The organism is Mycobacterium sp. IDUB_37, from assembly GCF_055419245.1.
On record NZ_JBVAXG010000001.1, the window covers coordinates 233,456 to 259,741 of the forward strand.

20 protein-coding genes are annotated in these 26,286 nt (G+C 63.8%); 11 read left to right on the plus strand and 9 right to left on the minus strand.

Going from position 1 to position 26,286, the window contains the following annotated elements:
- The first annotated feature begins 1 nt into the window (after position 1).
- The 3 genes from ACZY1I_RS01070 (at position 2) to ACZY1I_RS01080 (ending at position 3,527) form a co-directional block, all read left to right on the plus strand.
- Positions 2-418, plus strand: coding sequence for a Zn-ribbon domain-containing OB-fold protein (locus ACZY1I_RS01070; RefSeq protein WP_463752442.1), 417 nt, complete (start codon positions 2-4; stop codon positions 416-418).
- 2 nt (positions 419-420) lie between these two features.
- Positions 421-1,992 carry a fatty-acid--CoA ligase FadD1 gene (gene fadD1 / locus ACZY1I_RS01075; RefSeq protein WP_463752443.1) on the plus strand — a complete coding sequence of 524 codons (1,572 nt, stop codon included), beginning with the start codon at positions 421-423 and terminating at the stop codon, positions 1,990-1,992.
- 170 nt (positions 1,993-2,162) lie between these two features.
- Entirely contained in the window at positions 2,163-3,527 is a 1,365-nt protein-coding gene (locus tag ACZY1I_RS01080) for an HNH endonuclease signature motif containing protein (RefSeq protein ID WP_463752444.1), read from the plus strand.
- A gap of 5 nt (positions 3,528-3,532) precedes the next feature.
- Here ACZY1I_RS01080 and ACZY1I_RS01085 read toward each other — a convergent pair whose 3' ends face one another.
- Complete coding sequence (locus tag ACZY1I_RS01085; RefSeq protein WP_463752445.1) at positions 3,533-4,765, minus strand: cytochrome P450; 1,233 nt, start codon at positions 4,763-4,765, stop codon at positions 3,533-3,535.
- Between the two features lie 69 nt (positions 4,766-4,834).
- Between ACZY1I_RS01085 and ACZY1I_RS01090 the strand changes: the two genes are divergently transcribed.
- Positions 4,835-5,194, plus strand: coding sequence for a hypothetical protein (locus ACZY1I_RS01090; protein WP_463752446.1), 360 nt, complete (start codon positions 4,835-4,837; stop codon positions 5,192-5,194).
- 6 nt (positions 5,195-5,200) lie between these two features.
- Here ACZY1I_RS01090 and ACZY1I_RS01095 read toward each other — a convergent pair whose 3' ends face one another.
- The 8 genes from ACZY1I_RS01095 to ACZY1I_RS01130 form a co-directional block, all read right to left on the minus strand.
- Complete coding sequence (locus tag ACZY1I_RS01095; protein WP_463752447.1) at positions 5,201-7,456, minus strand: FUSC family protein; 2,256 nt, start codon at positions 7,454-7,456, stop codon at positions 5,201-5,203.
- Positions 7,453-8,856, minus strand: a complete 1,404-nt coding sequence (locus tag ACZY1I_RS01100) for an alpha/beta fold hydrolase (protein ID WP_463752448.1) — start codon at positions 8,854-8,856, stop codon at positions 7,453-7,455. Before ACZY1I_RS01100 ends, ACZY1I_RS01095 begins: the two co-directional genes overlap by 4 nt.
- A gap of 172 nt (positions 8,857-9,028) precedes the next feature.
- Positions 9,029-9,514 carry a hypothetical protein gene (locus tag ACZY1I_RS01105; RefSeq protein WP_463752449.1) on the minus strand — a complete coding sequence of 162 codons (486 nt, stop codon included), beginning with the start codon at positions 9,512-9,514 and terminating at the stop codon, positions 9,029-9,031.
- A gap of 81 nt (positions 9,515-9,595) precedes the next feature.
- Positions 9,596-11,416 (minus strand): envelope biogenesis lipoprotein LpqN, encoded by a 1,821-nt coding sequence (gene lpqN, locus ACZY1I_RS01110; protein WP_463752450.1) that lies wholly within the window; start codon positions 11,414-11,416, stop codon positions 9,596-9,598.
- A gap of 387 nt (positions 11,417-11,803) precedes the next feature.
- Positions 11,804-12,511 (minus strand): envelope biogenesis lipoprotein LpqN, encoded by a 708-nt coding sequence (lpqN, locus tag ACZY1I_RS01115; protein ID WP_463752451.1) that lies wholly within the window; start codon positions 12,509-12,511, stop codon positions 11,804-11,806.
- A 167-nt stretch (positions 12,512-12,678) separates the two neighbouring features.
- Positions 12,679-13,545, minus strand: coding sequence for a serine/threonine-protein kinase (locus tag ACZY1I_RS01120; RefSeq protein ID WP_463752452.1), 867 nt, complete (start codon positions 13,543-13,545; stop codon positions 12,679-12,681).
- Between the two features lie 18 nt (positions 13,546-13,563).
- Positions 13,564-16,134: a VIT domain-containing protein gene (locus tag ACZY1I_RS01125; RefSeq protein ID WP_463752453.1), complete on the minus strand. Its 2,571-nt coding sequence runs from the start codon at positions 16,132-16,134 to the stop codon at positions 13,564-13,566.
- A 23-nt stretch (positions 16,135-16,157) separates the two neighbouring features.
- Entirely contained in the window at positions 16,158-18,533 is a 2,376-nt protein-coding gene (locus ACZY1I_RS01130) for a lysylphosphatidylglycerol synthase transmembrane domain-containing protein (RefSeq protein ID WP_463752454.1), read from the minus strand.
- 187 nt (positions 18,534-18,720) lie between these two features.
- On the opposite strand from ACZY1I_RS01130, the gene ACZY1I_RS01135 reads away from it, so the two are divergent.
- Genes ACZY1I_RS01135 through ACZY1I_RS01165 form a run of 7 tightly spaced genes read left to right on the plus strand, consistent with a single transcriptional unit; the run spans position 18,721 to position 26,271 of the window.
- The gene (locus ACZY1I_RS01135) at positions 18,721-19,443 is read left to right on the plus strand and encodes a FadR/GntR family transcriptional regulator (protein ID WP_463752455.1); all 723 of its coding nucleotides are present in this window, start codon (positions 18,721-18,723) and stop codon (positions 19,441-19,443) included.
- 6 nt (positions 19,444-19,449) lie between these two features.
- Positions 19,450-20,247, plus strand: coding sequence for an MlaE family ABC transporter permease (locus ACZY1I_RS01140; RefSeq protein WP_463752456.1), 798 nt, complete (start codon positions 19,450-19,452; stop codon positions 20,245-20,247).
- Between the two features lies 1 nt (position 20,248).
- Complete coding sequence (locus ACZY1I_RS01145) at positions 20,249-21,118, plus strand: MlaE family ABC transporter permease (RefSeq protein WP_463752457.1); 870 nt, start codon at positions 20,249-20,251, stop codon at positions 21,116-21,118.
- A gap of 5 nt (positions 21,119-21,123) precedes the next feature.
- Positions 21,124-22,338, plus strand: a complete 1,215-nt coding sequence (locus ACZY1I_RS01150; protein WP_463752458.1) for an MCE family protein — start codon at positions 21,124-21,126, stop codon at positions 22,336-22,338.
- On the plus strand, positions 22,335-23,366 hold the full coding sequence (locus tag ACZY1I_RS01155) for an MCE family protein (RefSeq protein ID WP_463752459.1): 1,032 nt from the start codon (positions 22,335-22,337) through the stop codon (positions 23,364-23,366). Before ACZY1I_RS01150 ends, ACZY1I_RS01155 begins: the two co-directional genes overlap by 4 nt.
- A complete protein-coding gene (locus ACZY1I_RS01160) occupies positions 23,363-24,781 on the plus strand; it encodes a virulence factor Mce family protein (protein ID WP_463752460.1) in 1,419 nt (472 codons plus the stop codon). The genes ACZY1I_RS01155 and ACZY1I_RS01160 overlap by 4 nt, the downstream gene beginning before the upstream one ends.
- The gene (locus ACZY1I_RS01165) at positions 24,781-26,271 is read left to right on the plus strand and encodes a virulence factor Mce family protein (protein ID WP_463752461.1); all 1,491 of its coding nucleotides are present in this window, start codon (positions 24,781-24,783) and stop codon (positions 26,269-26,271) included. Before ACZY1I_RS01160 ends, ACZY1I_RS01165 begins: the two co-directional genes overlap by 1 nt.
- Positions 26,272-26,286: the final 15 nt, after the last annotated feature.

A 26,286-nucleotide genomic window follows, 5' to 3' on the forward strand; every position in this document is an offset into this window, starting at 1 on the left:
CATGAGCCAACCCCGTCCTATGCCCGAGTCGACGCCGGTGTCCCGACCGTTCTGGGATGCGCTGCGCGAGCACCGGATCGTGATCCAGTACTCGCCGTCGTCAGGTCAGTACGTGTTCTATCCGCGCACCTTGGCCCCCGGGACATTCGCCGATGATCTCCAATGGCGCGAAATCGACGGTGCCGGAACGCTGTACACCTATACCGTCGCGCGCCGCCCGACCGGACCGCCATGGTCGGAGCACGTGCCACAACTTCTCGCTGTCGTGCAGTGGGATGTCGGCCCGAGGATCAGCACCGAACTGGTCGATGTCGAACCGGAAGACATCCGAATCGGCATGCGGGTTTCCCCGGTGTTCTATGACGTTGACGATCAGCCGATCACACTGTTGCGCTACCGGCCCGCTGAGGGTGACTGATTGTGTTCGAAACCATTCAGCAACTGCTGCGTTCGCGCATGGAAGACGACACCGTCGCGGTGCTGCACGGCGATCGAAGTTGGACCTGGCGGGAGCATCTCCGTGAGGCGTCTGCCGAGGCGGCTTATCTCTTGACCTTGGCGGGTCCGACCGCCCCATTGCACGTCGGCGCGCTACTCGGCAATTCTCCGGCAATGCTGCGTTCGATGGCCGCGGCCGCGCTCGGCGGGTACGTGCTTTGCGGCATCAACACCACCCGCCGCGGTCGAGGTCTGGCGGCCGACATTCACAGGGCCGATTGCCAATTGGTCTTGGTTGACAGCGAACACCTGCCGCTGCTGGACGGCCTCGATCTCGACGACGCGACAGTCCTGAATGTAGACGGCGACGGGTATCGCGACGGCGTCGCCAGTGCGAAACCGCTTGTGCCGCGGGAGGTCGGCGGTGCTGATCCGGTGGTGATGATCTTCACCTCCGGCACCAGTGGTGACCCGAAGGCGGTTCGCTTCGCGCACGCGATGGGGGTCATGTGCGGGGCCAGCCTGGTCGAGCGGTTCGCGCTGACGTCCGATGACGTCTGCTATCTGGCCATGCCACTGTTCCACTCCAATGGAGTGGCCGCTGGTTGGTCAGTGGCGATCGCCGCCGGTGCCGCGATGGTGCCGGCCAAGTTCTCACCGTCGCGGTTCCTCGCCGACATTCGGCACTATGGCGTCACGTATCTGAACTACGTCGGCAAGCCGCTGGCGCTGGTGCTGGCTACCCCGGAGCTACCCGACGACGCGGACAATTCACTACGGGCGGCCTTCGGCAACGAGGCCACCGAGCGCGATATCGAAGAATTCGCAAGACGTTTCGAATGCCGGGTGGTGGACAGCTTCGGATCCAGCGAGTTCGCCGTAGTAGTGATGCGCGAAGACGGCACGCCGCCGGGCTCGATCGGCCGAGGCTACCCGGGCGTCAGCGTTTATAAGTCGGAGACTGTTACCGAATGCGCCACAGCGGTTTTCGATGAACACGGCGCGCTGGCCAATTTCGACGATGCCGTGGGCGAACTGGTCAACACCTACGGTGCCGGCGGATTTACCGGCTATTACAACGACTCCGCCGCCACCGACGAGCGGATGCGGCACGGCATGTACTGGTCGGGGGACCTGGCCTACCGGGACGCTGACGGCTGGATCTATCTCGCCGGGCGCACCGCGGACTGGATGCGGGTGGATGGGGAGAACCTGGCCGCCGGTCCGATCGAGCGTGTTCTGCAGCGTTTGTCGGAGATCAACCATGTTGCCGTGTATGCCGTTCCGGACGAACAGGTCGGTGATCAGGTGATGGCGGCGATCGTCCTCAATCCAGGAGCAGTGTTGCCGCCCAGTCGGTTTGGCGAGTTCCTTACAGCTCAGCCGGACTTGTCGCCGAAGGCCTGGCCTCGATACGTTCGGATCAACGCCGCCTTGCCGCGAACCGCGACCAACAAGATCCTCAAGCGCGACCTGATCAAGGAAGGGTCGACGGCGGGGGATGGTGTGCTGTGGGTGCGGGAAGCGCGTGGGCGGGTGTACCGCGCGTCATGAACGTCGAGGGCGCGTGTCGGTATGCGACACGCGGTGAGATGTGTACAAGAGCGTGCCCTGACGACCGACCGAAAGACTGCGTTTCGCTGTGAGCGAAATATGTTGTGCTGCTGTGCTTCTAGCTCAATCGACCGAGAATTGTTGTCAGTGCCCTCTCATAGAATTCAGGTATGTCGTGCAGCACGCGTGAGGAGATCGTGGAGGTCTTCGACGCACTCGATGCCGACGTGGATTCGCTGTGCGCGTTGGGTTTTGATGCGTTCACCACTCCGGAACGGATGCGGGCGATGGAACGCCTCGAACGAGTGGCCCGCCGACTGCGCACACCCCAGCACGCGTTGCTCAACCAGCTCGCCGCCCAGGCCACCAAGGAAGAACTCGGCGGCACCCTGCCCGCCGCGCTGGCTGATCGGCTGCGGATCACGAAGGCCGACGCCGGCCGCCGCGTCGCCGAAGCCCACGATCTCGGCCCGCGCCGCGCCCTGACCGGGGAAATCCTGGCGCCGCTGCTCACCGCGACCGCCGCCGCCCAAGCCGCCGGCCTGATCGGCGACGCCCACATCAAAGTCATCCGCGGCTTCTTCGCCCACCTACCCGCCACGGTCGACCCCGGCACCCGCGAAGCCGCCGAAGCCGACCTGGCCGGCAAAGCCCGCGACTACCGCCCCGAACAGGTAGCCACATACGCCCAACAGCTCATGAATCTGTTGCACCCCGATGGCGACTACAGCGATGAGGAACGTGCCCGTAAACGCGGAATCATTCTCGGTAAGCAGGAATTCGACGGCATGTCGCGCATCAGCGGCCTGATCACACCGGAGTTGCGTGCCGCGATTGAGGCGGCGTGGGCCAAGCTGGCGGCGCCCGGAGCGTGCAACCCCGAGGATGAGACCCCGGTTGTGGATGGCGCCCCGGATCAGGCGGCGGTGCGCCGCGATACCCGCAGCCAGGCCCAGCGCCAGCACGACGGATTGCTGGCCGGGCTACGGGGGTTACTCGCCTCGGGGAGCCTGGGTCAGCACAACGGCTTGCCGGTGAGCATCGTGGTCACCACCACCCTCAAAGAACTCGAGAAAGCCACCGGCCGAGCGGTCACCGCAGGCGGCACCGTGGTGCCCATGTCGGATGTGATCCGCTGGGCCGGCCACGCACATCATTACTTGGCACTCTTCGATGGATGCAAGCCGCTGGCGCTGTATCACACCAAACGGTTCGCCTCACCGGCACAACGAATCATGCTCTACGCCAAAGACCTTGGCTGCTCCATGCCCGGCTGCGACGCCCCCGCCTACCACACTCAAGTCCACCACGTCTCCGGATGGACCAACACCCACCGCACCGACATCACCGACCTCACCCTGGCCTGCGGAATCCACAACCAACTAGCCGAAAACGGCTGGACCACCCGCACCAACGCCGGCGGCGAGACCGAATGGCTACCCCCAGCCCACCTCGATCACGGACAACCACGCATCAACACGTTCCACCACCCGGAGAAACTGCTGGCACTCGAAGATGACGACGAACCCGAATGACGCCGTCACTTGCTCCCGTAATCAACCTGCCAGTGCTTGATTCCGGTAATGAACGACGACCTCAACCGCTCGGGCTCTCCCAAGGCGGTCAGGTCCGGCGTGGTGTCGGCGATCGCATTGAACATCAGGTCGATCGTCATGCGTGCGAGGTTGGCGCCGATGCAGTAATGCGCTCCGGTACCGCCGAACCCGACGTGCGGATTGGGGCTGCGCAGGATGTTGAAGGCGAACGGATCGTCGAAGACGTCTTCGTCGAAGTTGGCCGATCGGTAGAACATCACCAGTCGCTGGCCCTCCTTGATCGCGACTCCACCGAGTTCGGTGTCGGTGACGGCGGTTCGCTGAAACGAGGTGATCGGCGTGGCCCAGCGGATGATCTCGTCGGCGGCCGTTTTGGGGCGCTGCGCCTTGAACAGTTCCCACTGGTCGGAGAACTCGGTGAAGGCCATCATCCCGTGCGTGATCGAGTTGCGGGTCGTCTCGTTGCCGGCGATCGCCAGGGTGACCACGAACATGCCGAACTCGGCTTCGGAGAGGGCACCGTCCGCGTCGGCCTCGATCAACGTCGTCACAATATCCAGGCCAGGATCCTTAGCCTTCCGGGCCGCCAATTGCATTGCATACCACATCATTTCGCCCGCTGAGGTCAGCGAGTCGTGCTCAGCGAACTCTGGATCGTCGCTGCCGATCATCTGGTTCGACCAGTCGAACAGCTTGTCGCGGTCTTCTTCGGGCACCCCGAGCAGGCTGGCGATCGCCTGCAGCGGCAACTCACAGGCCACCTGTCGGACGAAGTCGCCGGACCCCTGCGCGGCCGCCCGGGCGGCGATGATTCGCGCGCGTTCGGCGAGGTCGGCGCGCAGCCGTTCGATGGCGCGTGGGGTGAATCCACGTGCGACGATCTTGCGCAGCCTGCTGTGCTCGGGATCGTCCATCATGATCATCGACGCCCGTCCAGCCTCGATCTGGCCTTGCGCCTGGTCTTCCCGGTAGCGCGGCACCACTGATTTCGCGGACGACGAGAACACGTCGCTGCGCAGCGAGACCTCCCGGACGTCGCGGTGTTTGCTCACCACCCAATAGCCGCCGTCACCGAACCCGCCTTGATCGAGTGGCTGCGCATTCCACCAGACCGGGGCCGAGGCTCGCAGCTCGGCCAACTCCTGCACTGGCAGTCGATGGGCGTAGATGTCGGGATCAGTGAAATCGAAGCCCGGCGGCAAATTCGGAGCGGCCATGGCCGATGGTAACTACGCCTTGGTGAGCCGGCGCAAGAGTTTCGCAAGAAACTCGCAAACATCGGATGAGTGGGACGCGGCAGCCTGGAGGCTCACCGGCGGAGGGAAGACATTTTCATGAGGTTCAAATCGATAGCCATCGCTGCCCTTGTCGCTACCGCCTTGGTGACGGCGAGTCCCGCTTATGCGGACCCCAGGGCGGAAGTTCAACAGCTGCAGCAGCAAACATCCGACTTGCATGCCAACTGGGACAGCCTCAGCCCGGCGCAGCGGCAGCAGCAGCTGAACCAGCTGAGCCAGCAGTCGACGATCGTGCAGCGGGACATCGATGCCTTGCCGCCGGATCAGCGACCGGAGGTGCAGTTGATGCTTGGCCAGGTGACCCTTCAACTGGCCGACTTACTCCGGAAAGTCTGGCCCGTGCCGTAAGCCGGCTCAATCCAGCTGTGGCCCAGTGGGTTTGAGGCCGGTATGCGCGTCCAGATGAGAAGCGGTTGCCACGACGATGCGATCGATCTGGCGCAGGGGGTGCAGTACCGAGGGGTGCCGTACCGGCTGAGGCCCCGGATCCGCCGGCTGGAAGGACTCGTCATGTTCGGTGGCCAGTGCTTCGGCAACGTCGAGGGCATCGGCTGCGGACACGATGGTGTCAGCGTGCTCGCCCTCGAGCGTGGCCATCAGCGCGTCGATGTTGTCCCGGATCTGGCTTGACGCGGTCGTGATGGCATCGACCAGATCGTGCGGGCAGTCCGGGTTGCGGTACTGCTCGCTGCGGCGGGCCAGAATCCGGGCGTAGCGGTCGCAGGCGGCGAGCAGTCGCACGCTGCGCTGAATACTGCGGCGGCCGGCCAGGCCGGCGACGCCGACCTGTAGTGGCTTCGCCGTAACTCGGAACTGTTGCAGCTTGCGGTCGAGTTGCCGGGCCTGCTCGGTGGGAGCCTGTTCGGCAAGACTGTCCACCGGCTCGGCATCGAACATGGTCGCGATGGATGTCTCGATCAATGCGGACAGCGCGGCCAGGAACTCGCGGGTGTCGCTACGGACCGTCGCGCCGATATGAGTGGGCAGCACCAGGATTGCGACGGCAACCCCTACGACCGCACCCACCGCGGTCTCCTCGATCCGCACCAGCAGCACGTCGAAGCTGAACTGGCCGAGCAAGCCGTACAGCAACGCCAGCATGGTGGTGATCCAGAAAGCCATCAGGCTCTGAGTTATCTGCATGAAGTAGAACGTGCAGAACAGGCAGACGAAGATCATCACGAGCGAAACGGTGCTGTTGCCGGCGACCAGCGTCGCAACCAAAATGCCGGACGGCACGCCCAATACGGTGCCCAGAAGTCGTTGCCAGCCCTTGGTGAGGGTTTCGCCCCAGGTGTTGGTGCCCGCGAAAATGACGAACGCCGCGATCACCGCCCAGTACCAGCGGGCCGGAGAAACCAAGTCGCCCAGCACAATCGCCAGTGAGGCCGCGACGGAAGCCTGGATGGCCTGCCGGGTGGTGGGCAGCAGGCCGGTAGGTGACTGCCCGGTATCGACGTCCGCGTCGATGATGGTGGGCTCGTCGTCCGGCTGCGGAGCTAGGGTGTCGCCGGCCGCGGCGTGTTCGACCATCTCGCGTGCTTCCGAAGTCGCTTTCGCAGCCGCGATTATCGCCAGCACCAGGCGCCGGACGGCAGCTTCGCCAGGCGTGCAGCCCGGACCGGTCGGCTGTTCGTCGAGGATCCGTTGTGCCTGACTCGCAACGTTGCGCAACCGGCCAGGGCTGGGAACACTGATGGCCCAGGCGAGTTCGGTGAGTGCGGCCGTCAGCTCCGCGCGGACGGCGGCCGGCATCTCCGGCGTTGCCAGCATCGCGCGCTGCCCGGCGATCGCGACCCATTCGACGGCGAGTTCGGCATCGAACAGCCACGGGGCCAGGTGTTCGGCGCCACCTCCCGGCAGCGTGACGGCCGAATTGGTCATGTCTTCGATCTGGTCTTGCACCATCAGTGCGGTCTCGTTGAGTCGCGCGATCCGGGCCCGGATGCGGCGGCGCCGGCGCTCATCGAGCCGCCCCAGGCGCAACACGTCGGCGGTGGTGTCGACGACGATCGCCATCCGAGCCCGCAGCGAGCGAATCGTGGCTCGCAGCACTCGTTCTGGGCGATCCGGCAACACATAAGCGGTCATCACGAACGTGCACAACGTGCCCACCACGACCGCGCCGATCATCCACGGCAACTCGTGGACACCGGCCCGCAGAAAAAGGTTGAAGAAGTAGGCCATGAACGCGACCATGCCGAATGCCCGCCCGCGGGCGCCGTAGCGACGGACGTACACCGCGATGAACACCACGAAGACGAAAACGATGTCGCTGATCAACGGGTGCGGTGAGAGCAGTGCGGCGGCGGTAATGGACAACGCGGCCGGAAATGGCAGCAGCGCCATGGTGATCCGTTGCTCACGCGGGTCTGGCTCGTTGACCGATCGCGCCGCGATCATCGTGATCACCGCACCCAGTAGCGCGACGGTCAGCGGTTGCCCGCTCGCTCTCGTCAGCACGAACATCACCAGCAGCGAACAACCGAGCGCGATGGTGGTCCGGATAGCCAGGCGCAGTCGCAGCCTGCCGGGATCCGAGCCCAGGGTCCAGGTTTGCGCGCGCTGATAGCGCGCCGTCAGCGATGCGGTGCTGATGGCCGGGTTCATCCCTCGGGAAGACTGAACGTCGGGGCAGTTGTGTACGCGATGCAGGACTGGTCGACGTCGGGGCGAGGGTTGTCCAGGAACGCCGTCATGATCTTCTGGCCGCAGGCGGAATTCGGTAGCACCCCGTGCCCGACCCAGGGAAAGCGCAGGGCGACGGCGTTGCTCAGTCCGGGTGTGACCTCCCTGACCCACTGTGGTGCGGTGCTGGAGTCGAACGAGCCCGACATGATCAGGGTGGGAATCTTGCTCAGCACCGGAAGGGTATCGGCGGTGTCCGACCGGCCCAGCCCCCAGGCTTCGCACTCGCGGAAAATCCAACTGCCGGACGGGGTGACCCGCAGCACCGAATCGGGCAATCCTGGCATCGCCATCCGTGCCCGGTCCAGGGCCTGGTCCGGTGTGGTCCAGTTCGCCATCTCCTGGCAGTACGCGCCCAGCGCCAGTCCGGTGCCCAGGAGCCCACGTTGCGATCCGGACGGGGTGGACGCGGCGATACCGCTGGCGGCCAGGGAACCATCGCCCTTGGCAAGGGCGAAGATCATGCGTGGAATGTCAACCGCTTTGGTGGGGTCGGCACTCCACTCCAACACCAGTGGCACCACCTTGGCTCCGTCGATGGTGACTTGCGCCGCCTCGCCGGTAGGCGTCGACGTCGTGACGTTGAGCGGCGTCTGACTCAATTTGTTGACGGTGTTCAGGAACACCGCCGGCAGGTCAGGATAGGCGGCGGCACACGTCGGTTGATCAGCGCAGGCCTGGAATATCGAGGCCACTCCGCTGGCGGGCGCCTGCCACCAGTTGTCGATGAGGTTCAAATGCGGTGGCACCACCGAATCCAGGACCAGCGACCTAATGCCCTTGGGATGGTCGCGCAGGAGCTGCTGAGCCAGATCGGTGCCGTACGAGACGCCGTAGACGTTCCACTCGTCGATGCCCAGCTTCTCCCGCAGATCAGCGATATCGGCAGCGTTCTCCCGGGTGGAGTAGGCCGCGAAATTGACCCCCGACGCCGACAGGCGCTTGTGGCACGCCGCCACCGCCGCGGCATCCTGGTCGGCGGTGGCTGGTGCCTGAAGTGCCAATTGCACTGCGTGAGTGGTGAAGTCGTCCATCTCCGGGCAGCTCAGGTGTGGGTCGCTGTGCAGCGTGCCGCGCTGGTTGACGAAGATGACGTCCCGGTTGGCATTCATGCCGGCGGCCACCGCCCCGGTGGCATTGAGGGTTCCGGCGCCGCCGGGACCGCCGGCCAGAAACACGATGGGGTCGGGCTTCGGCGTACTGCTGGCCGCCTTCACCCGCGCTACCAGGATCCGGATCGTCCGACTCTTCGGATCGTCGCGGTTCTCCGGAACCGTGAGGTAGCCGCAGCTGTAGTTCGCACCCAGGTCGGCCTGTGGCACGCCCGGAAAATTGGGCTTTGGACAGGGTGCTGAGGCATAGGCGACTCGGCTGGGCTCCTCGTGAGAACACGCTACGAGCAGCCCGGCCGCCGTCACCGCGGACAGCGCGCAGGCGAGGGTCACTCGGCGGCGGCGCTCGCCGAAAATTGTTGTGGGCAAGGAGTTTCGACCGCTACGCCACCGGAGTGAACCTGATGGCCGCCAGCTTCAGCCGGTCGACGGCCTCGGCAAACTCCGGCAGACTCGGGATGCGGTTGTCGCGGAACGTGAGTCCCATCATGCGCTGGGCGCGCTTGACGTCGTAGGACAGAGCGCAGCGATGGTAGAGATCGTGAACGGTCGCTTGGTCGGCGATCAGTTCGCCCTGCATTTGGGTCTTCTTGCCGGCATAGACGACGCGCGCGGGAGCGCCGCCCTTGAAGTTGTACTTCCAATTGGCGCCGGCCAGCGCGTAGAGCTCTTTGTCGATCACGTGCGCGCTCACCGGAATTGAGAACTGATTGCCGGACTTGCGCCCGGTGAAGTTCAGCACCATCAGCTGCTTGCGCAGCGGACCGGCCAGCGGAGTACCCAACAAAAACTTCAACAGGGGGTTGACGGCGCGAAGCAAAGGCTCCGGCGGGTGCCCGATGTCGACCGCATAAGACTGTTCTGCCATGTACTCACCGTAGACAATCGTGGTCGGGTGTGGGAGTTCGGAAAGACGGCGCGGGATCGGTGCCGAGCTGCCGGGCTTGTGTCATGGGGTGATCGTGGTCTGGTCGTCGATGATGTTGGTGGCGTCCATCAACGGGCCGCCCTCGGCGTCCAGCGCGTCGGCGTCGAGTTGCATCACGTAAAGCCCCTTCCGGCCGTTGATCACCACCGTCTTCTGCGCGACGGTTCGCTTCTTACCGTTCTTGATGTAAGAACCACCGAGCTGCCAAGCTTTGAAACCACTGAGCGTGGATGCGGTTCCATTGGCGCTTCCGCCCTCGTAGCCTGGCAGATTCTCCAGCTCGCCGGGTGCGTACTGGAGGACCTTGGCCGGGTCGACGTTGCCTTCAAGCTTGGAGACGATCGCCACGATGGTGGGCGGGTCGTTAGGGTCCGCGGCTGCGTCGTAGACGATGCCGCCGTAGGGTGCGCCTGAGCCTTCTGCCAACACGTGCCAGCCGTTGGGCACCGGCAGGTCGATCGTCGGCGAACCGGGGTCACCGTGGTGGACGGGGACTTCCCTGATATTCGCTTCCCGGATGTAGTCGGCGATCGTGTAGTTCGCAGATGCGCCCGGGGCAGCACTGGTTGTGCGCGAAGTTGGCGACGCTGAAGACGACTTTGGCGAAGTCGCCGACGCTGAAGTCGGGATCGGCCAAGGAGAGGTGGTAGCGGTAGTTGAGGCCGGAGTCGTGGTTGTGGACTTGTTCACAAAAAGGACAACCATCACACCAACGAATGACACAAGAGCTACGAGCGCGAAAGCTAGGGCGCGGCTTTTGCGCGGGGGCATGACCGGTGCGTGAAGAGGTGTATGCGTTATTGAGGATGGGGACTTCGGTTGATGCGGGGTGGTTGCGGCGGCGAAGGAGGCCGCCATTGTTGGGGGCTGTTGCTGGGGAGACGCTGCATCGGATGGAGCAGCCATCGTGGACGCGGCCGCTTCAGATTCTCGCCTAGAGGACACGGAGTCGCGTGATTGAAAATCAGGGCGTTTCGTCGGCTTTTCGAGCGCTGCCCTGGCGCTATTCGCCAGCTCGCGAGTGGTGGTATACCGATCATCTGGATTCTTGGCCATCCCCTTCGCAATCACTTTGTCCATTGCTTGGGACACTGAGGTTTCCAACTTCGACGGTTGGGGCGGGGGAGTCGTCAGATGTCCAACGATTTGCTGCTCGAGGCTGTCTCCGGGAAATGGTCGGTATCCGGTCAGTGCCTCGTGCAGGACACACGTCAGTGCGTAGATATCGGCGCTGGCTTCGGCAGTTCCAGTGTTAAGCCGTTCCGGAGCCATGTAAGCCCACGTCCCGATTGCCGTGCCGGTATTTGTCAATCCGGTTTGCCCGGCAGTTCGCGCGATACCGAAATCAATAAGGTAGGCGAAATCCTCTTGCGAGACCAGGATGTTAGACGGTTTGACGTCGCGGTGCACAAGCCCGATGTCATGTGCTGCTTGTAGGGCGGAGGCGATTTGTTCGACGATCCTGACTGCTCGGCTCGGTTGCAGAGGGCCGCTTCTCAATAGAGTCAGCAGGTCGTGGCCCTTGATCAACCTCATAGTGATATACAGTCGGCCCTCGATCTCGCCGAAATCGTAGATTGGGACTACGTGCGGCTCGTCAAGCCCGGCAGCAGATTGCGCTTCACGCCGAAACCGCTGCTGAAATGTTCGATCGTTGGCGAATTGAGCTGGTAACACCTTCAACGCCACAGTGCGATTCATCTGCGAGTCGAAGGCACGCCACACCTCACCCATGCCACCTTCACCCAGCTTCTCGATCAACTGGTAGCGACCGAACGGCGTCCCATCCACTTCCAGCAACCTCCCGCGCAGCAAATAGTTGTCTGCACGATAGTCGCTCATACGGCTCGTCAGTTGAAACTTGCACGTTCAGACGGTCTCCGTGCGCGGCCCGACCCTGCTCATCGCGTGCTAACGCTTGGGTTACCACGCCGTATGTGCTGCATCTACCGACCGAATTACCCAGCACTGGGATCGGGTCTGCCGAGCACATCGGCATGATTAATGCCGACCCGCAGGCGTGGAACCTAGGCCTGCGGCGATCTGGCGGACCGTGCATCTAATGCCGTTCGCGCGATGCTGTCGACGTTCATTATTGCGACGCTGCATCCTGCGAAAGGTCTATGAAAAACGGCACCGGTCGGTGGATTACCAATCGAGCACTGTGGCGCCGCAAGAAAATGCGCCGCGGAGCTTGTTCTGCTTCGCGGCGCATTTATTCCTCGATGGCTATGGAGTGATGACGGTCCGTTCATCGATGACGCCCGTGGCGTCCATCAACGGGCTTGCTTCAGCGTCGGGTGCATCGGCGTCGAGTTGCAACACGTAGAGCCCACTAGGGCCGGTGATCACCACGGTCTTCTGCGCGACGGTCCGATTCTTGCCGTTCTTGGTGTAGGAGCCGCTAAACACCCACCCCGGGAAGCTCTCCCCCGGCGGCACGCCCAGTTTAGATGAGCTTCCGTTGGGGCTCCCGCCCTCAAATCCTGGCAGATTCTTCAGTTCGCCTGGGGCGTATTCGAACAGCTTGTTCTGGTCGACGTTTCCTTCTAACTTCGAGACGATGGCCACAATTTTGGGCGCGTCGTTGGGGTCTGCGGGCTGATCGTAAACAATGCCGCCATATGGAGCGTCGGCTCCTTCTTGTACCTGGTGCCATCCGTCGGGCGTCGGCAGGTCGATGGTCGGGGAGCCTGGGTCGCCGTGGTGGACGGGGACTTCCTTGAGGTTCGCGTCCTTGATGTAGTCGGCGATGGTCTTGTGGGCCCCCGCGCCTGGCGTGGCGCTTGTCGTCGTGGCCGAAGAGGTCGCCGTTGACGTCGAGGTCGAGGTGCTTGTTGACGTCGAAGTCTTGACCTCGGTCTTGGTTTCCTTGTTGCAGCCAACAAGGGTCACGCTGAGTGCCACCGTTGCCACTACCGCGGTGAGAACCTTCATCTATTGCATCTCCAGAACTTGGGCCCCCGGTACCAGCGCCGGTGACATTCCGACTGACACTAGCTGAACTCATAAGAAGCGCTGCACGATCCCTTTCAAACTGGTCAATTAACGGCCAGCACGTCGCCGGAAAAGGGCCAGCTAACGAAGCGCCAATCCGTCAGCTATCAGGAGTTTCGAAGCCACCAACGCTGGCGGTCGACGTTCGGGGCTGACCACGGGGGCATTTGACCAGGGCCCGCGGCGGCATTCAGAACCGCCGCCAGGCGCGGCCTGCGGGCGGGCTCTTTTTCCAGGCAGGCGGCAACGATCGGAGCCAGCGTGCGGGGAACCCCGTTCAGGTCGGGAGCCACGCTCCTGATGCTGTTGAGTAAGGCCAGGTGATGGCCGCCGTAAAACGGCGGATGCCCGGCTGACGCGAAAACCATGACGGCGCCGAGGGCAAATACGTCCGAGGGCGCTGCGAGGTCGATTACACCGCTTGCCTGTTCTGGCGACATGTACTCCGGAGTTCCGATCAGGGTGCCGTAATCGGTGATTCGTAGGTTGTCGATGGCGTGGGCGATGCCGAAATCGATCACGCGTGGGCCGTCCGCGGCAAGGATGATGTTTGACGGTTTGAGATCCCGGTGGACCAGACGGGCGTGATGAATCGCGATCAGCGCCTCGCAGAGACCGAGCATGACCGTGGTGGCCGCCTCAGTCTGCAGCGGCCCATTTTGCCTGACCGCCTCTTGCAGCGTGGGGCCCTCGATGTAGGCGGTCGCCAACCATGGGGTGGGCGCAAGAGCATCGGCGTCGACAATCGAGGCGTTGAAGAAGCCGCCGACCGACTTGGCGGCTTCGACTTCGCGAGCGAAGCGCTCCCGGAACTTGACGTCGCCGGCCAAATCTGGATTCACCAGCTTGATTGCTGCGAGTCGGCCGCTGGGGAGTCTGCCGAGAAACACGGTGCCCATGGCGCCGTGGCCCAACCGGCCCAGCAAGGTGAACGGGCCGATCAATCGCGGATCGTGTGCTGAAAGTGGTTTCACGGCGTGGCTCGCTCGGACTCACTTGAAGGAGGCAGAGACGTAGCTCTGTCCGGACGGGTCTTCCACTGCGATGGAAGCGATTTCATCGATTCGAAAACTGGTGGTCGCGATTTGGCTCGAAGAGCTGTCTTCGACAACCCACTGAGCGACTGGTTGTCGGGTCCCGTCGCGACCGATCACGATCAGGCGGGCTTTGCTGCCCTTGGGAACTCCCGATAGGTGCGCGGTGATCCGACTGCTGGAACCCCGCGGGGATACCGTGACGTCCAAACGCGCGCCGGTGCGCGGATCGACATTGGTCGCCGAGCGGGGCGACGTCGTTGCTTGGGTAGTTGAGTGGACCGTCGGCGCCGACGCCACCGGCGGTCTGTCTGTCTGCGTCATCGTGATACCTGCCACCGAAATGCCCGCAGCGACTACGACGACCCCCGCGCCCGCGCCGATGTAGCGCCCCATTCGTGACCCCGATTGCCTTGCCGGCGGGCCTGGCGAAGGGACTGGCGACCGGCCTGGCATGGCGCCCGGCGCCGAGCTCTGGGCGGGGAAGGGTGCGGCGGGCGGCGCTGGTCTGGGCGGTGCCGGGTAGTCGGCGGTGCGATCCGCGGTCGGCACTGAGAATTCTTCCCGGATGGGCTGCGACGAGCCCAGATCGGGCACGGAGTTGCGAGTGGCAGCCAGGATCCGGGCGTACTCAACCTCGTACGGCGACAGGCTGGGTCCGAGCTCGGCCCAGTCGGATGGCATTTCGACGGACTGGATCACCTGGACGGGAGCGCCGGGCGCGCGGGTGGGCGCGTTGCTGACGGCAACGAATGCCGTAAGCCTGGTCAGCACAGCGAACCGCAGCGAAGTCGTGATGATGAGCCGTTCCAGACCGGGAGCATCCTCCATGCGGCAGCGCAAATACCGGTAGTGCAGGTCGGTCAGGAAAGCCCGCGCCCAAAGCTGCGTCATGGCGCGCCCCTCGACCGGCACCGCAGTGGCACGTGACGCCCAGGCTTGTCCGTCGGCACCGGTTCCTGAGACGGTGAGACTCCCGGTTTGGCTACCGCGGAATCGGCCGGTGATCACCGTCGCCACGCCGGCGAAGATGTCGGGCGGGCGGCCCGGGGAGATCGTGTTGTTGAGCAACTGGATCTCCTCGCCGGCGAGGTTGAGGTCGGTCAGGAACGCTGAACCCAACAACCGCAACAGGTTTGGTATCACGTCGTCGAGCACGTCCTCGTTCTCGACGAGCAACATCTCGCCGCGGCCGGTGGCGGCAAGCCGTTGCAACAGGCCGGCATTGACCACGGCTCCGACGCCGACGGTGTGAACGCGGACGACACCGGTGCGCAGGGTGAACTGCGCGGCGATCTGGTCCTCGTTGCCGACGTGTCCGCCGGTGATCACAACGAGGATCGACGTTCGACCGGGGTCGTTCAGCAGTTCGGAGGCGATCTGGAGTGCGGACAATAGTTCCGGGTTGCCATGTGCGGGTGTCGCTATCAGGTGCTCGATCGCCCGAAATCGGTTGCGATCCGTCGCCTCGGTCAGTCCGCCCCAGCCCGGGCCACTCACGGTTTCGGCAAACAGCAGAACGGTGAATCTGTCTGTTGGAGTCAGTGTGTCGACGATCTGTGCCGCAGTGCGGCGCGCGGCGCTGCGGCGCCAACCCGACATCGGTCCCGAAGCGTCGACCAGCACGACAACGTCGCGGGCGCTGCGCGATTCCTGGTCAAGGTTTGGCGGCAGCACGGTCAGCGCGAACGTACCTTCCTGCCCGTCGCCGTCCATGGTGGTGAGCAGGGACAACGATGGCTGGCCATGGGCGGCGACGCGTAATCGCAAAACAAGGTCACGGTCCAACGGCTGGCCGGCAATTGCCTCGACGCGCAACGAATCATCGGATTGGGTGTCGCCGATCGTAGTTCGAAGTGTGCACCCGATCTCGTCAATGTTGTATGCGCTGAGCGTCACATTGATCGAAACCCTAAGTCGCACAGCGATTCCAGATTGCAGCGGCGGTGAGATCCGGGATGCGTCCGGCACCACCTTGGTATCGGCGGCGGTGCCGGCTCCGACCTGTGCGCCGGCCAACGTCGCACCGGGAAAGTGTCGTGGCGCGACGACAAGGGGAAAGCGGAAATAGATCTGGCCGTCGTAGTAGGACAATCGCGTACTCAGCACCAACCTGACCGTCACCCGCTCGCCGGGGGCGATACTTCCCACCCGGAGGGTGACGACGTCGTCACGTTCCTGCTCGAGGATCGCTACCTTATCGCTGTGCCGCAGGCTGGCGGCGTAGCGGCCGCGCGCTTCGCCTCGCTCCAGCAACCAGCCATCGATCACTGCGGTGGGCGTCCGGATCTGCAGCGAGCTGACTGCGCCCAACTCGGGGAGCGGGAAAACGTAAGTCGCTTCGACCGGGCTGGATGTGTTGTTGAGGAATGTCGCTCGAAGATCGACTAGGGCCGCCAAACCTGCCACGTCGGCGTGCAGTCGTACCTCTTCGAGCGGCAACATGGCGCCCCGCGCGATGACATATCCAAACGCGGGCGCGCCCGATGAGTGCGCTGGGACTACTTCGTCGAAGACGGGTGCGTGCATCAAACGAGCCCCTTCCCCGAGGCCTAGACCATGTCGTTCTTGGTCAGCCAGCGCATCACCGGCCAACCGACGAACACCGGCAGCCAGCACGTCAATACCCGGTACAGCAGCACCGATGGCACCGCGATGGCCGCGGGCAGGCCGAAGGCGGCGAGTCCGCCGATGAGGGCGGCCTCGACGGCACCGACGCCACCGGGCGTTGGGGCGGCCGAGGCCAGCGTGCCGCCGACCATCGTCACTACGGTGACGGTCACGAACGTGGTGTCACCGCCGAAGGCTTCAATGCTGGCCCACAACGCCAGTGCGGCACCGAGAGTTGTTCCGGCACTGCCGATTACGATGAGTATCAATCGCTTTGGTTCGCGGGCGAGTTCGGCGAGGTCGCCGATGACCTCCTTGAGCTTCGGGCGCAACTCCGTAGCCAGCCACCGCCGCAGATTGGGCACCAGTAGGAAGGTTCCGACAATTCCCAGCGCCACGCCCCCGATCAGGTAGAGCACGGTGGTGGTCGGGACGAAGTGCGAAAGGTCGGTTGACGTTCCCGCGAAGGCGCTGAAGAAGATCAGCAACGCGACGTGGACGATCACCTGCACGGTTTGCTGCAGTGCCACCGCGGCGGTGGCCCGCAACGCGGTCAGGCCGCCCTTGGTCAGGAACCGCGTGCTGAGCGCCAGCCCGCCGACGCCGGCCGGCGTGGTTGTTGCGGCAAAAGTATTGGCTACCTGCATGATTGATAGCTTCCAGAAATCCACCTGGCCATCGGCGCAGGACCACAAGGACCCCGCCGCGCCGACGTAAGTCAGCGCCGACACCGTCAGGCCCAGCAGCGCCCACCAGTAGTTCGCGGACCTGAGTTCGGAGAAGAATATCGGCACCGTGGTGATGAACGGGTACGCGACGTAGACCAGGGCGCCGATCAGCACCAATTGAATGAACTGGCTGCGACTGAACCGGGTGACCGTCTCGGTTTTGATGTCATCGGCACCCGTCTGGCGCATCACCTCCGCACGGGCGCCGGAGATGACGGTCTTCGCGTTGGCCACCGATTGACGGATTCGTTTCGGCACAGCAGATTTGGTGAGTCGACGCGATGCGGTGAGGATGGTGTCCTTGCCGAACGCATCGATCGCGGCGGCCACCGCAGACTGCGCGTCATAGAGGGCCGACGTGGTGATCAACAGGTGGGCGATGTCGGATTGGAGCTGCGCTTCGGTAGCGCCGTATTCGGCAGCGCCGAAGCCACCGAAAAGCACCGTGCCATCGGCGACGGTGATCTCATTGCAGCGCAGGTCGCCGTGCGAGATCTGCTGGTCGTTCAATACCCGCAGGGATTCCCAAACTCGGGCGACCGGCGTCTCGCCTGCGCACTCGTCCAGCGGGGTTCCCCGAATGGGCTTGTGTGCGTAAAGCGTCCACCCGCGGTCGAGCGCGGCGACCGCGATCGTCGCGGTGTTGGCCACCCCGGCCTCACCGATCGCGATGGCCATCAGCGCACGGTGCTCGACGGCGCGCTGCATGGAGGGTTGCAGGGGGGCGGTTTCGGTGCCGCGTAGCCGCAGCTTCCGCCAGAGTTGGCGCAGCGCGCCGCCGCTGCGCTGATGGGGGCCGTACAACTCGACGGCTGCCCTGGACAGCGGATCGGTCGATTCAGCCGATATGACGAGCGGTCCGGGACCGGCAGGCCGGACCACCAAGAGTCTGGACGCCGCGAACCCGCGTTTGGCCATCGCGCGGACCGCGCCGTCGAGTGGCACCTCGAGTGCGGGAGTGCCGACCACCAACACCACGAAGGCACCGACGAACCACCCCACCGACAGCCCCACCACGGCGCGGGCCGGAACGATGGCGCTGATGATCAGGTGGATCGGCACGAAAGCCAGGAGCAGCGCCCACCACCAGCGCCGCCATCGAGCGGGCAACCACGGGCCGGACACGGTGAGCACCGCTGCGAGCATCGCGATCCAGCGCGGGTCATCGAGGAACTGCGCCGGCAGCGTGGTGAGTTTGTCCGAGAGGTCGAAGTGCCACCGCGGCGCGGCGATCCGATTGCTGCTGATCGACAACGGAAGCACGGCCATCAGCGCGGCGGCCCCGTAGGCGCCGAGCAGCTTCCATTGCCGCGACAGGATCAAGCCGATCAGGATTACGAACGGCAACGCCAGAATCGCTATGCCGTATGCCAGATAGACCAGATCGGATTGGGTCGGGGTCAGGACTCCGACGATCTCCGAAATCGACTTTTCCAACCGCACCCATCGCGGGCGGGTGATCAGTGAACTGGTGATCACGGCGACCAGGGCCGCGGCGGAGAGTCCCAGCCGAATGATGTCGTTGGTCCGCCGGGTCAGTGGTTGCAGCAGACTGCCGGCGACGAGGATGTCGCGACCGTCAACTCGCATGTCCAAAGGTCCTTCGGATCAGGTCTGCACCCTGGGTAAAAGCGGCCCGCAGACAACTTAACCGGACACTTGCGTTGCGCAGTCGATTGTCGCCGATGCGCGGACGCGCCGGGCGGATGCGGCGACCGACACACCGATATTGGTCTGACCACTTGACCTCCGACCTCATACCACTAATATCGTGCCCATGGCGCTACAGCCCGTGGTCCGCCGGTCGGTGCCCGAGGAGGTCTTCGAGCAGATCGCGACCGACGTGCTCAGCGGGGAGTTGCAGCCTGGCGAGGCATTGCCGAGCGAGCGGAAATTGGCAGAGTTGCTCGGGGTATCCAGGCCGGCCGTCCGTGAGGCGCTCAAGCGGCTATCCGCGGCGGGGCTGGTCGAGGTGCGGCACGGTGATGTCACCACGGTGCGTGATTTTCGGCGGCACGCGAGCCTGGACCTGCTACCGCGATTGCTGGTTCGCAACGGCGAAGTCGACGTCTCCGTATTCCGCAGCATGCTCGAGGCCCGACTGCGCAACGGGCCCAAGGTCGCCGAGTTGGCGGCCGAACATCACGGACCCGAATTGGCTGAATTGCTTGAGGATTCATTGCGCAGGCTGGGGGCTGAAGACGATCCGGTCGAATGGCAGCTGCACGCGCTCAAGTTCTGGGACCACGCGGTCGACAACGCCGGTTCGATCGTATTTCGATTGATGTTCAACGCGTTTCGCGCCGCTTACGAGCCGGCCCTGTTGGCAATGGGCACCGCGATCACCGCCGAACCCAAGCGTCCGGATGCGTATCGGAAGTTGGCCGATGCGATCTGCTCGGGTGATCCAGCGGGGGCCAAAAAGGCCGCCCGAGACGTCCTCGAGCGCGCGAACACGACATTGCTGGCCGACCTCGAATCGCCGGGAGACAGGGAATAACGGCCTATGACGACCCCCGCCGACATCACCACATTTCTACGCGGCCAGATTCAGCCCGCGGTGGACGCGGTCGGTGGGTTCTATCGCACGTGCGTGCTGACCGGCAAGGCGCTCTTTCGGCGGCCCTTCTATTGGCGCGAAACCATCGAGCAGGGCTACTTCATTACGAGCGTGTCGTTGCTGCCGACACTCGCGGTCGCCATTCCGCTGACGGTGCTCATCATCTTCACGCTGAATATCCTGCTCGCCGAGTTCGGGGCTGCCGACATCTCCGGCGCAGGAGCGGCGCTGGGCGCGGTCACCCAGCTTGGCCCGCTGACCACTGTGCTGGTGATCGCCGGAGCCGGGGCGACCGCCATTTGCGCTGACCTGGGCGCGCGCACCATCCGGGAAGAGATCGATGCGCTGGAGGTGCTCGGCATCGACCCGATTCACCGTTTGGTGGTGCCCCGCGTCGTCGCCGCCACGATCGTCGCCACGTTGCTGAACGGCGCCGTCATCACCATCGGACTGGTCGGCGGATTCCTCTTCGGCGTGTTCATCCAACACATTTCGGCCGGCGCGTATGTCAGCACCCTCACTCTGGTCACCGGCCTGCCAGAGGTCATCATCTCCGTGATCAAGTCGGCCACATTCGGACTAATCGCCGGGTTGGTCGGCTGTTACCGGGGGCTCACCACCAAGGGCGGACCCAAGGGCGTCGGCACGGCTGTCAACGAGACGTTGGTGTTGTGCGTTATCGCTCTGTTCGCGGTCAACGTGGTGCTGACCACGATCGGCGTCCGGTTCGGCACGGGGCGCTGAATTGGCTACCTTTGTGGTTTTTCGCGCCCGCTACCCGCGGACCGTGGCCAATGTTGGCCGCTACGGCGGCGGCCCGGTCCGGCGATTGGAAAGTTTGGGTATCTTCGCAAGATTCGTCCGGATCAGCGTGGTGGAAATCGGCTGGGCGCTGTATCGCTACCGCAGAGAGACGCTGCGTCTCATCGCCGAGATCGGTATGGGCACCGGCGCGATGGCCGTCATCGGCGGCACGGTAGCGATCATCGGTTTCGTCACGCTGTCGGGTAGCTCGCTGATTGCCATCCAGGGATTCGCGTCGCTGGGCAACATCGGTGTCGAGGCGTTCACCGGATTCTTTGCCGCACTTGCCAACACGCGAGTCGCCGCACCCATCGTCTCCGGTGTCGCGTTGGCCGCAACGGTCGGAGCGGGTGCCACAGCACAGTTGGGTGCCATGCGGATCAGTGAGGAGATTGATGCGCTGGAAGTGATGGGCATCAAGTCGATTTCGTACCTGGTCTCCACCCGGATCCTGGGCGGGCTGGTGGTCATCGGGCCGCTGTATGCGCTGGCCCTCGATATGGCCTTCACTTCGGGTCAGGTCGTCACGACGGTGCTCTACGGACAGTCGAACGGCACCTACGAGCACTATTTCCGCACCTTCCTGCGCCCGGAGGACGTGGCTTGGTCGGTCGTCGAGGTAGTGATCATCGCGGTGGTGGTGATGGTCAACCATTGCTACTACGGGTACACGGCCAGCGGCGGCCCGGTCGGCGTCGGACTGGCGGTCGGACGGTCGATGCGCCTATCCCTGGTCTCCGTCGTGGTTGTCGTGTTGCTGGCCGAGTTGGCGCTCTACGGCGTCGACCCGAACTTCAATCTCACGGTGTAACCGCCATGACGACGGTTCTGACGAGCAAGGGCCGACGGGTGTGGTTGTACGTGGAGGGCATCGTGCTGTTGGCAATCGGTGCGTTGGTTCTGGCGTTGGTGTACTGGCAGTTTCGCGGCGACTTCACACCGAAGACCGAGCTGACGCTGGTGGCTTCGCGTGCCGGGCTGGTGATGGAGCCGGGAGCGAAAGTCACCTACAACGGGGTGGCGATCGGACGGGTGGCCAGCATCTCGGAGATAACTCGCGATGGCAAGCCGGCGGCGAAGCTGATGTTGGATGTCGATCCCAAGTACGTCCGGCACATTCCGGTGAATGTCGTCGCCAATGTCGAGGCGGCCACTCTGTTCGGAAACAAATATGTTTCGCTGGTATCGCCGAAAAACCCACAAAAACAGTCGATCTCGCCTAGTGACGTGATTAACGTGGAGTCGGTGACCACGGAGTTCAACACCTTGTTCGAGACCGTCACCTCGCTCGCCGAGAAGGTAGATCCGATCGAGCTGAATGCCACGTTGTCCGCGCTGGCGCAAGCACTGGACGGGCTGGGGGGCAAGTTCGGCGCGTCGATCGTCGACGGGAATCAGATTCTTGCGCAACTGAACCCGCGAATTCCGCAGCTCGGCTACGACGTGCGGAAGTTGGCGGACCTCGGTGATATCTATACCCGTGCGTCACCGGATCTCTGGGCCTTCTTGGACAACGCGGTCATCACAGCCCGCACACTGACCAGACAACAGAACGATCTGGACGCCGCATTGCTGGCGGCGGTGGGTGCGGGCAGGACCGGTGCGGACATCTTCGATCGGGCCGGACCGTACCTGGTTCGTGGCGCCAGCGACCTGGTACCCACCGCAGATCTACTCGACGCCTATAGCCCCGAACTGTTCTGTATGGTGCGCAACTTTCACGACGCCGCACCTAAAGTCGCGAATGCGGTTGGTGGCAACGGCTATTCGTTGTCCGCGGCCGGAACCATCTTGGGTGCGCCCAACCCGTACGTCTATCCCGACAATCTGCCGCGGATAAACGCACATGGCGGACCCGGTGGACGGCCGGGGTGCTGGCAGACGATCACCCGGGATTTGTGGCCGGCGCCCTATCTCGTGATGGACACCGGCGCCAGCCTCGCGCCCTACAACCACTTCGAGCTCGGCCAGCCCATGCTCACCGAATACGTCTGGGGACGCCAGTACGGGGAGAACACGATCAATCCATGAAGATCACCGGCACCGCAATCAAACTCAGCATCTTCTGGCTGGTCTTGCTGGCGTTCACCGCCGTCATCGTCGTGGTGTTCGGTCAGCTGCGGTTCGATCGCACCACCAGGTATTCCGCCGTGTTCAGCAATGTCAGCCAGTTACGGGAAGGCCAGTTCGTCCGTGCGGCCGGGGTGGAGGTCGGCAAGGTCGCCAAGGTGACCCTGATCGACGGCGACAAGCGGGTATTGGTGGATTTCACCGTCCAAAGCTCACTGGCCATCGACGAGGCGGCGACCGCGTCGATCCGTTACCTCAATCTGATCGGTGACCGCTATCTCGAGCTCAGACGCGGCGACAGCGGACGACGCCTGGCCGCGGGCGCCACGATTCCGCTCGAGCACACGCAGCCGGCCCTGGACCTCGACGCTCTGCTGGGCGGGTTCCGGCCACTCTTCCGGACTTTGCAGCCGGACAAGGTCAACCGCATTGCTCAGTCGATCATCACGGTGTTCCAGGGCCAGGGCGCCACGATCAACGACATCCTCGATCAAACCGCCTCGCTCACCGCAACACTGGCCAACCGAGACCAGGCAATAGGCGAGGTCATCACCAACCTGAACACGGTGCTGGCGACCACGGTCCAGCATCAGAAGGATTTTGACCGAACGGTGGACAAGTTGGATGTGCTGATCAGCGGGCTGAAGAATAGGGCCGACCCGCTGGCCGCGGCGGTTGCTCACATCAGTGATGCCGCAGGCACTTTGGCCGATCTGCTGGCCGATGATCGGCCGCTGCTGAACAGCACGTTCGGCTATGTCGACAGCATCGAGCAGTCATTCATCCATGATCTCTCGACGTTCGACGATGTGCTGGCCAAACTGCCTGGGGCATATCGCGTCATCGGCCGAGTCGGCGGGACCTACGGCGACTTCTTCAACTTCTACCTGTGCGAAATCTCATTGAAAGTGAACGGATTACAGCCCGGCGGTCCGGTACGCACCATCAAGCTCTTCGGGCAGCCGACGGGGAGGTGCACACCGCAATGAGAACGTTGACGGAGTTCAACCGGGGCCGCGTGGGGTTGATGGGTGTGATCATCACAATGCTGGTAATTGGCGTGGGACAGAGCTTTACCAGCACGCCGATGCTGTATGCGACTCCGGTCTACTACGCGCAGTTCGCCGACACCGGGGGCATCAGCGTGGGCGACAAGGTGGAGATTGCCGGGGTGAACGTCGGTCTGGTGCGATCGCTGGTGATCCGTGGCGACCGGGTCATGATCGGATTCACGTTGGCCGATCGGACCATCGGGACGCAGAGTCGCGCGGCGATTCGCACCGACACGATTCTCGGCCGCAAGAACATGGAGATCGAACCCCGTGGTTCAGAGCGGTTGCGGCCCAATGGCTTTCTCCCGTCGGCGCAGACCACTACCCCGTATCAGATCTACGACGCCTTCGTCGATGTCACTGACGCAGCGAAGGGTTGGGACATCGACACCGTCAAACGTTCGCTGAACGTACTGTCGGAAACCTTCGACCAGACTGCGCCACATCTGAGTGCGGCTCTCGACGGCATCAAAGCGTTCTCCGACACCATCGGAACGCGCGGCGAGCAGATCAAACAACTGGTGGCTAACGCCAACAAGGTTGCGCGCGTCCTCGGTGACCGAAGCGGACAAGTCAACGGTCTGCTGGTCAACGCCAAGACTCTGCTGGCCGCGTTCAAGCAACGCAGCCAGGCGCTGAAAGTGTTGCTGACCAACGTATCCGCGGTGTCGGCCCAGGTCTCCGGCTTGCTCAACGAGAACCCCAATCTCGGCCAGCTGCTCAAGGAACTGAGCACCGTCAGCGACGAGTTGGTGAAGCGTAAGAAGGAGCTGGGTGATGTGCTGGTGTTGGTCAGTAGGTACACCGCGTCGCTGACCGAGGCCGTTGGTTCGGGGCCCTATTTCAAGGCGATGGTTGTCAATCTGCTGCCGCCCCAGATAATCCAGCCATGGGTTGACGCGGCGTTCAAGAAACGGGGCATCGACCCGGAAGAGTTTTGGCGTGATGCCGGCTTGCCGGAATTCCGGTTCCCCGACCCGAACGGCAGGCGGTTCCCCAACGGTGCGCCGCCGCCAGCACCCCGGGTGCTGGAAGGCACGCCGGATCATCCCCTACCGGCAGTGCCGCCGGGATCACCCTGTTCGTACACGCCACCGGCAGGCGGCCTGCCGCGACCGGGAAATCCGTTGCCCTGCACGATGGTCGATCAGGGGCCGTTCGGCCCCATCCTTGGTGGCTTCCCGGCGCCGCTCGACGTCGGGACGTTGCCGCCGAACCCAACCGGACCGTTGCCCGGGCCGGGTGTGCCGAGCGCAGGTAGGCCGGGCGAAAGGCCGCCGGATGTTCCGGGCGTGCCGGTGCCACTGCCGACGTCCGCGCCGCCGGGGGCGCGGACCGGAGGTGGCAACTGATGAGCACCATCTTCGACATTCGCAGCGTCCGCCTGCCGAAGCTGTCCGCCAGGGTGATCGTCGGCGGAGCTTTGGCAGCAACTCTGGTCGTGACCGCAGTGTTCTTCGGGGTGCAGCTTTACCGCAAACTGAGCAATACCACCGTGATCGCGTATTTTCCGGAGACCTTGGCGCTGTATCCGGGCGACAAGGTTCAGATCATGGGTGTGCGGGTCGGTGCGATCGATAAGATCGAGCCGGACGGCGACCAGATGCGCGTCACGCTGCACTACAGCACCGACTACCAGGTGCCCGCCAACGCCACCGCAACGATTCTGAACCCGAGTCTGGTGGCCTCGCGCACCATACAGCTCTCCCCGCCCTACACCGGTGGGGCAGTGTTGAAGGACGGCGCAGTGATCCCGATCGAGCGCACCCGGGTCCCCGTCGAGTGGGATCAGTTGCGCGAGTCGATCAACGGCCTGCTGCGGGATCTTGGGCCGACTGAGCAGCAACCGAAGGGGCCGTTCGGTGACGTCATCGACGCCGCCGGAGACAATTTGGCCCGCAAGGGCAAACAGATCCATGACACATTGAACGGCCTGTCGGATGCGTTGAGTGCCTTGAACGAGGGCAGAGGGGACTTCGTAGGGATCACCCACAGCCTCGCGCAGTTCGTCAGGGCGCTCTATCAGAACGATCAGCAATTCGTCGAACTCAACGACGACCTGGCCGAATTCACCGGCTGGTACGCGAAATCCGACGAAGACCTGTCCGTTCTGGTCAGGCGGGTCGACGATGTACTCGGCACCGCGCGAAAGTTCATCGGCGACAACAAGTCCGTGCTGGTTCACGACGTGAACAACCTCGCAGAGGTGACGAACGCGATCCTGCAACCCGAACCGCGGGATGGTCTGGAAACCGCGTTGCACGTGCTGCCCACCTTCGCGGCCAACTTCAACAACCTCTACTACCCGGTACACAGCTCGTTGGTGGGCCTGTTCGAGTTCCCCAATTTTGCGAACCCGATCCAGTTCTTGTGCAGCGCAGTCCAGGCCGGCAGCCGCCTTGGATATCAGGACTCCGCCGAGTTGTGCGCGCAGTATCTGGCGCCCGTGCTCGACGCTATCAAGTTCAACTACGTGCCGTTCGGATTGAACATGTTCGGCAACGCGGCCACGTTGCCCAAGGAGGTGGCCTACTCCGAGGATCGACTGCGCCCGCCGCCCGGATATAAGGACACCACCGTTCCCGGGATCTTCTCGCGGGACACATTGTTCTCGCACGGCAACCACGATCCGGGCTGGGTGGTCGCACCGGGGATGCAGGGGGCGCAGGTTCAGGCGCTCACCGCGGGCATGCTGACCCCGGATTCGCTGGCTGAACTGATGGGCGGTCCGGATATCCCGCCCCCGCCGCCGGGAACCAATCTGCCCGGGTCGCCGAACTCCTATGACGAGTTCAATCCACCTGCGCCGCAGGGCTTCCCGCAGACAGGGGGAGAACGGTGAGGCGCGGCCTGAGGC

Excerpts from the sequence above, each read along its gene's own strand:
- ACZY1I_RS01070 (WP_463752442.1), top strand. The coding sequence starts at position 2 with ATGAGCCAACCCCGTCCTATGCCCGAGTCGACGCCGGTGTCCCGACCG.
- ACZY1I_RS01080 (WP_463752444.1), top strand. The coding sequence starts at position 2,163 with ATGTCGTGCAGCACGCGTGAGGAGATCGTGGAGGTCTTCGACGCACTC.
- ACZY1I_RS01085 (WP_463752445.1), bottom strand. The coding sequence starts at position 4,765 with ATGGCCGCTCCGAATTTGCCGCCGGGCTTCGATTTCACTGATCCCGAC.
- ACZY1I_RS01095 (WP_463752447.1), bottom strand. The coding sequence starts at position 7,456 with ATGAACCCGGCCATCAGCACCGCATCGCTGACGGCGCGCTATCAGCGC.
- ACZY1I_RS01105 (WP_463752449.1), bottom strand. The coding sequence starts at position 9,514 with ATGGCAGAACAGTCTTATGCGGTCGACATCGGGCACCCGCCGGAGCCT.
- lpqN (WP_463752450.1), bottom strand. The coding sequence starts at position 11,416 with ATGAGCGACTATCGTGCAGACAACTATTTGCTGCGCGGGAGGTTGCTG.
- lpqN (WP_463752451.1), bottom strand. The coding sequence starts at position 12,511 with ATGAAGGTTCTCACCGCGGTAGTGGCAACGGTGGCACTCAGCGTGACC.
- ACZY1I_RS01125 (WP_463752453.1), bottom strand. The coding sequence starts at position 16,134 with ATGCACGCACCCGTCTTCGACGAAGTAGTCCCAGCGCACTCATCGGGC.
- ACZY1I_RS01130 (WP_463752454.1), bottom strand. The coding sequence starts at position 18,533 with ATGCGAGTTGACGGTCGCGACATCCTCGTCGCCGGCAGTCTGCTGCAA.
- ACZY1I_RS01135 (WP_463752455.1), top strand. The coding sequence starts at position 18,721 with ATGGCGCTACAGCCCGTGGTCCGCCGGTCGGTGCCCGAGGAGGTCTTC.
- ACZY1I_RS01140 (WP_463752456.1), top strand. The coding sequence starts at position 19,450 with ATGACGACCCCCGCCGACATCACCACATTTCTACGCGGCCAGATTCAG.
- ACZY1I_RS01150 (WP_463752458.1), top strand. The coding sequence starts at position 21,124 with ATGACGACGGTTCTGACGAGCAAGGGCCGACGGGTGTGGTTGTACGTG.
- ACZY1I_RS01155 (WP_463752459.1), top strand. The coding sequence starts at position 22,335 with ATGAAGATCACCGGCACCGCAATCAAACTCAGCATCTTCTGGCTGGTC.
- ACZY1I_RS01160 (WP_463752460.1), top strand. The coding sequence starts at position 23,363 with ATGAGAACGTTGACGGAGTTCAACCGGGGCCGCGTGGGGTTGATGGGT.
- ACZY1I_RS01165 (WP_463752461.1), top strand. The coding sequence starts at position 24,781 with ATGAGCACCATCTTCGACATTCGCAGCGTCCGCCTGCCGAAGCTGTCC.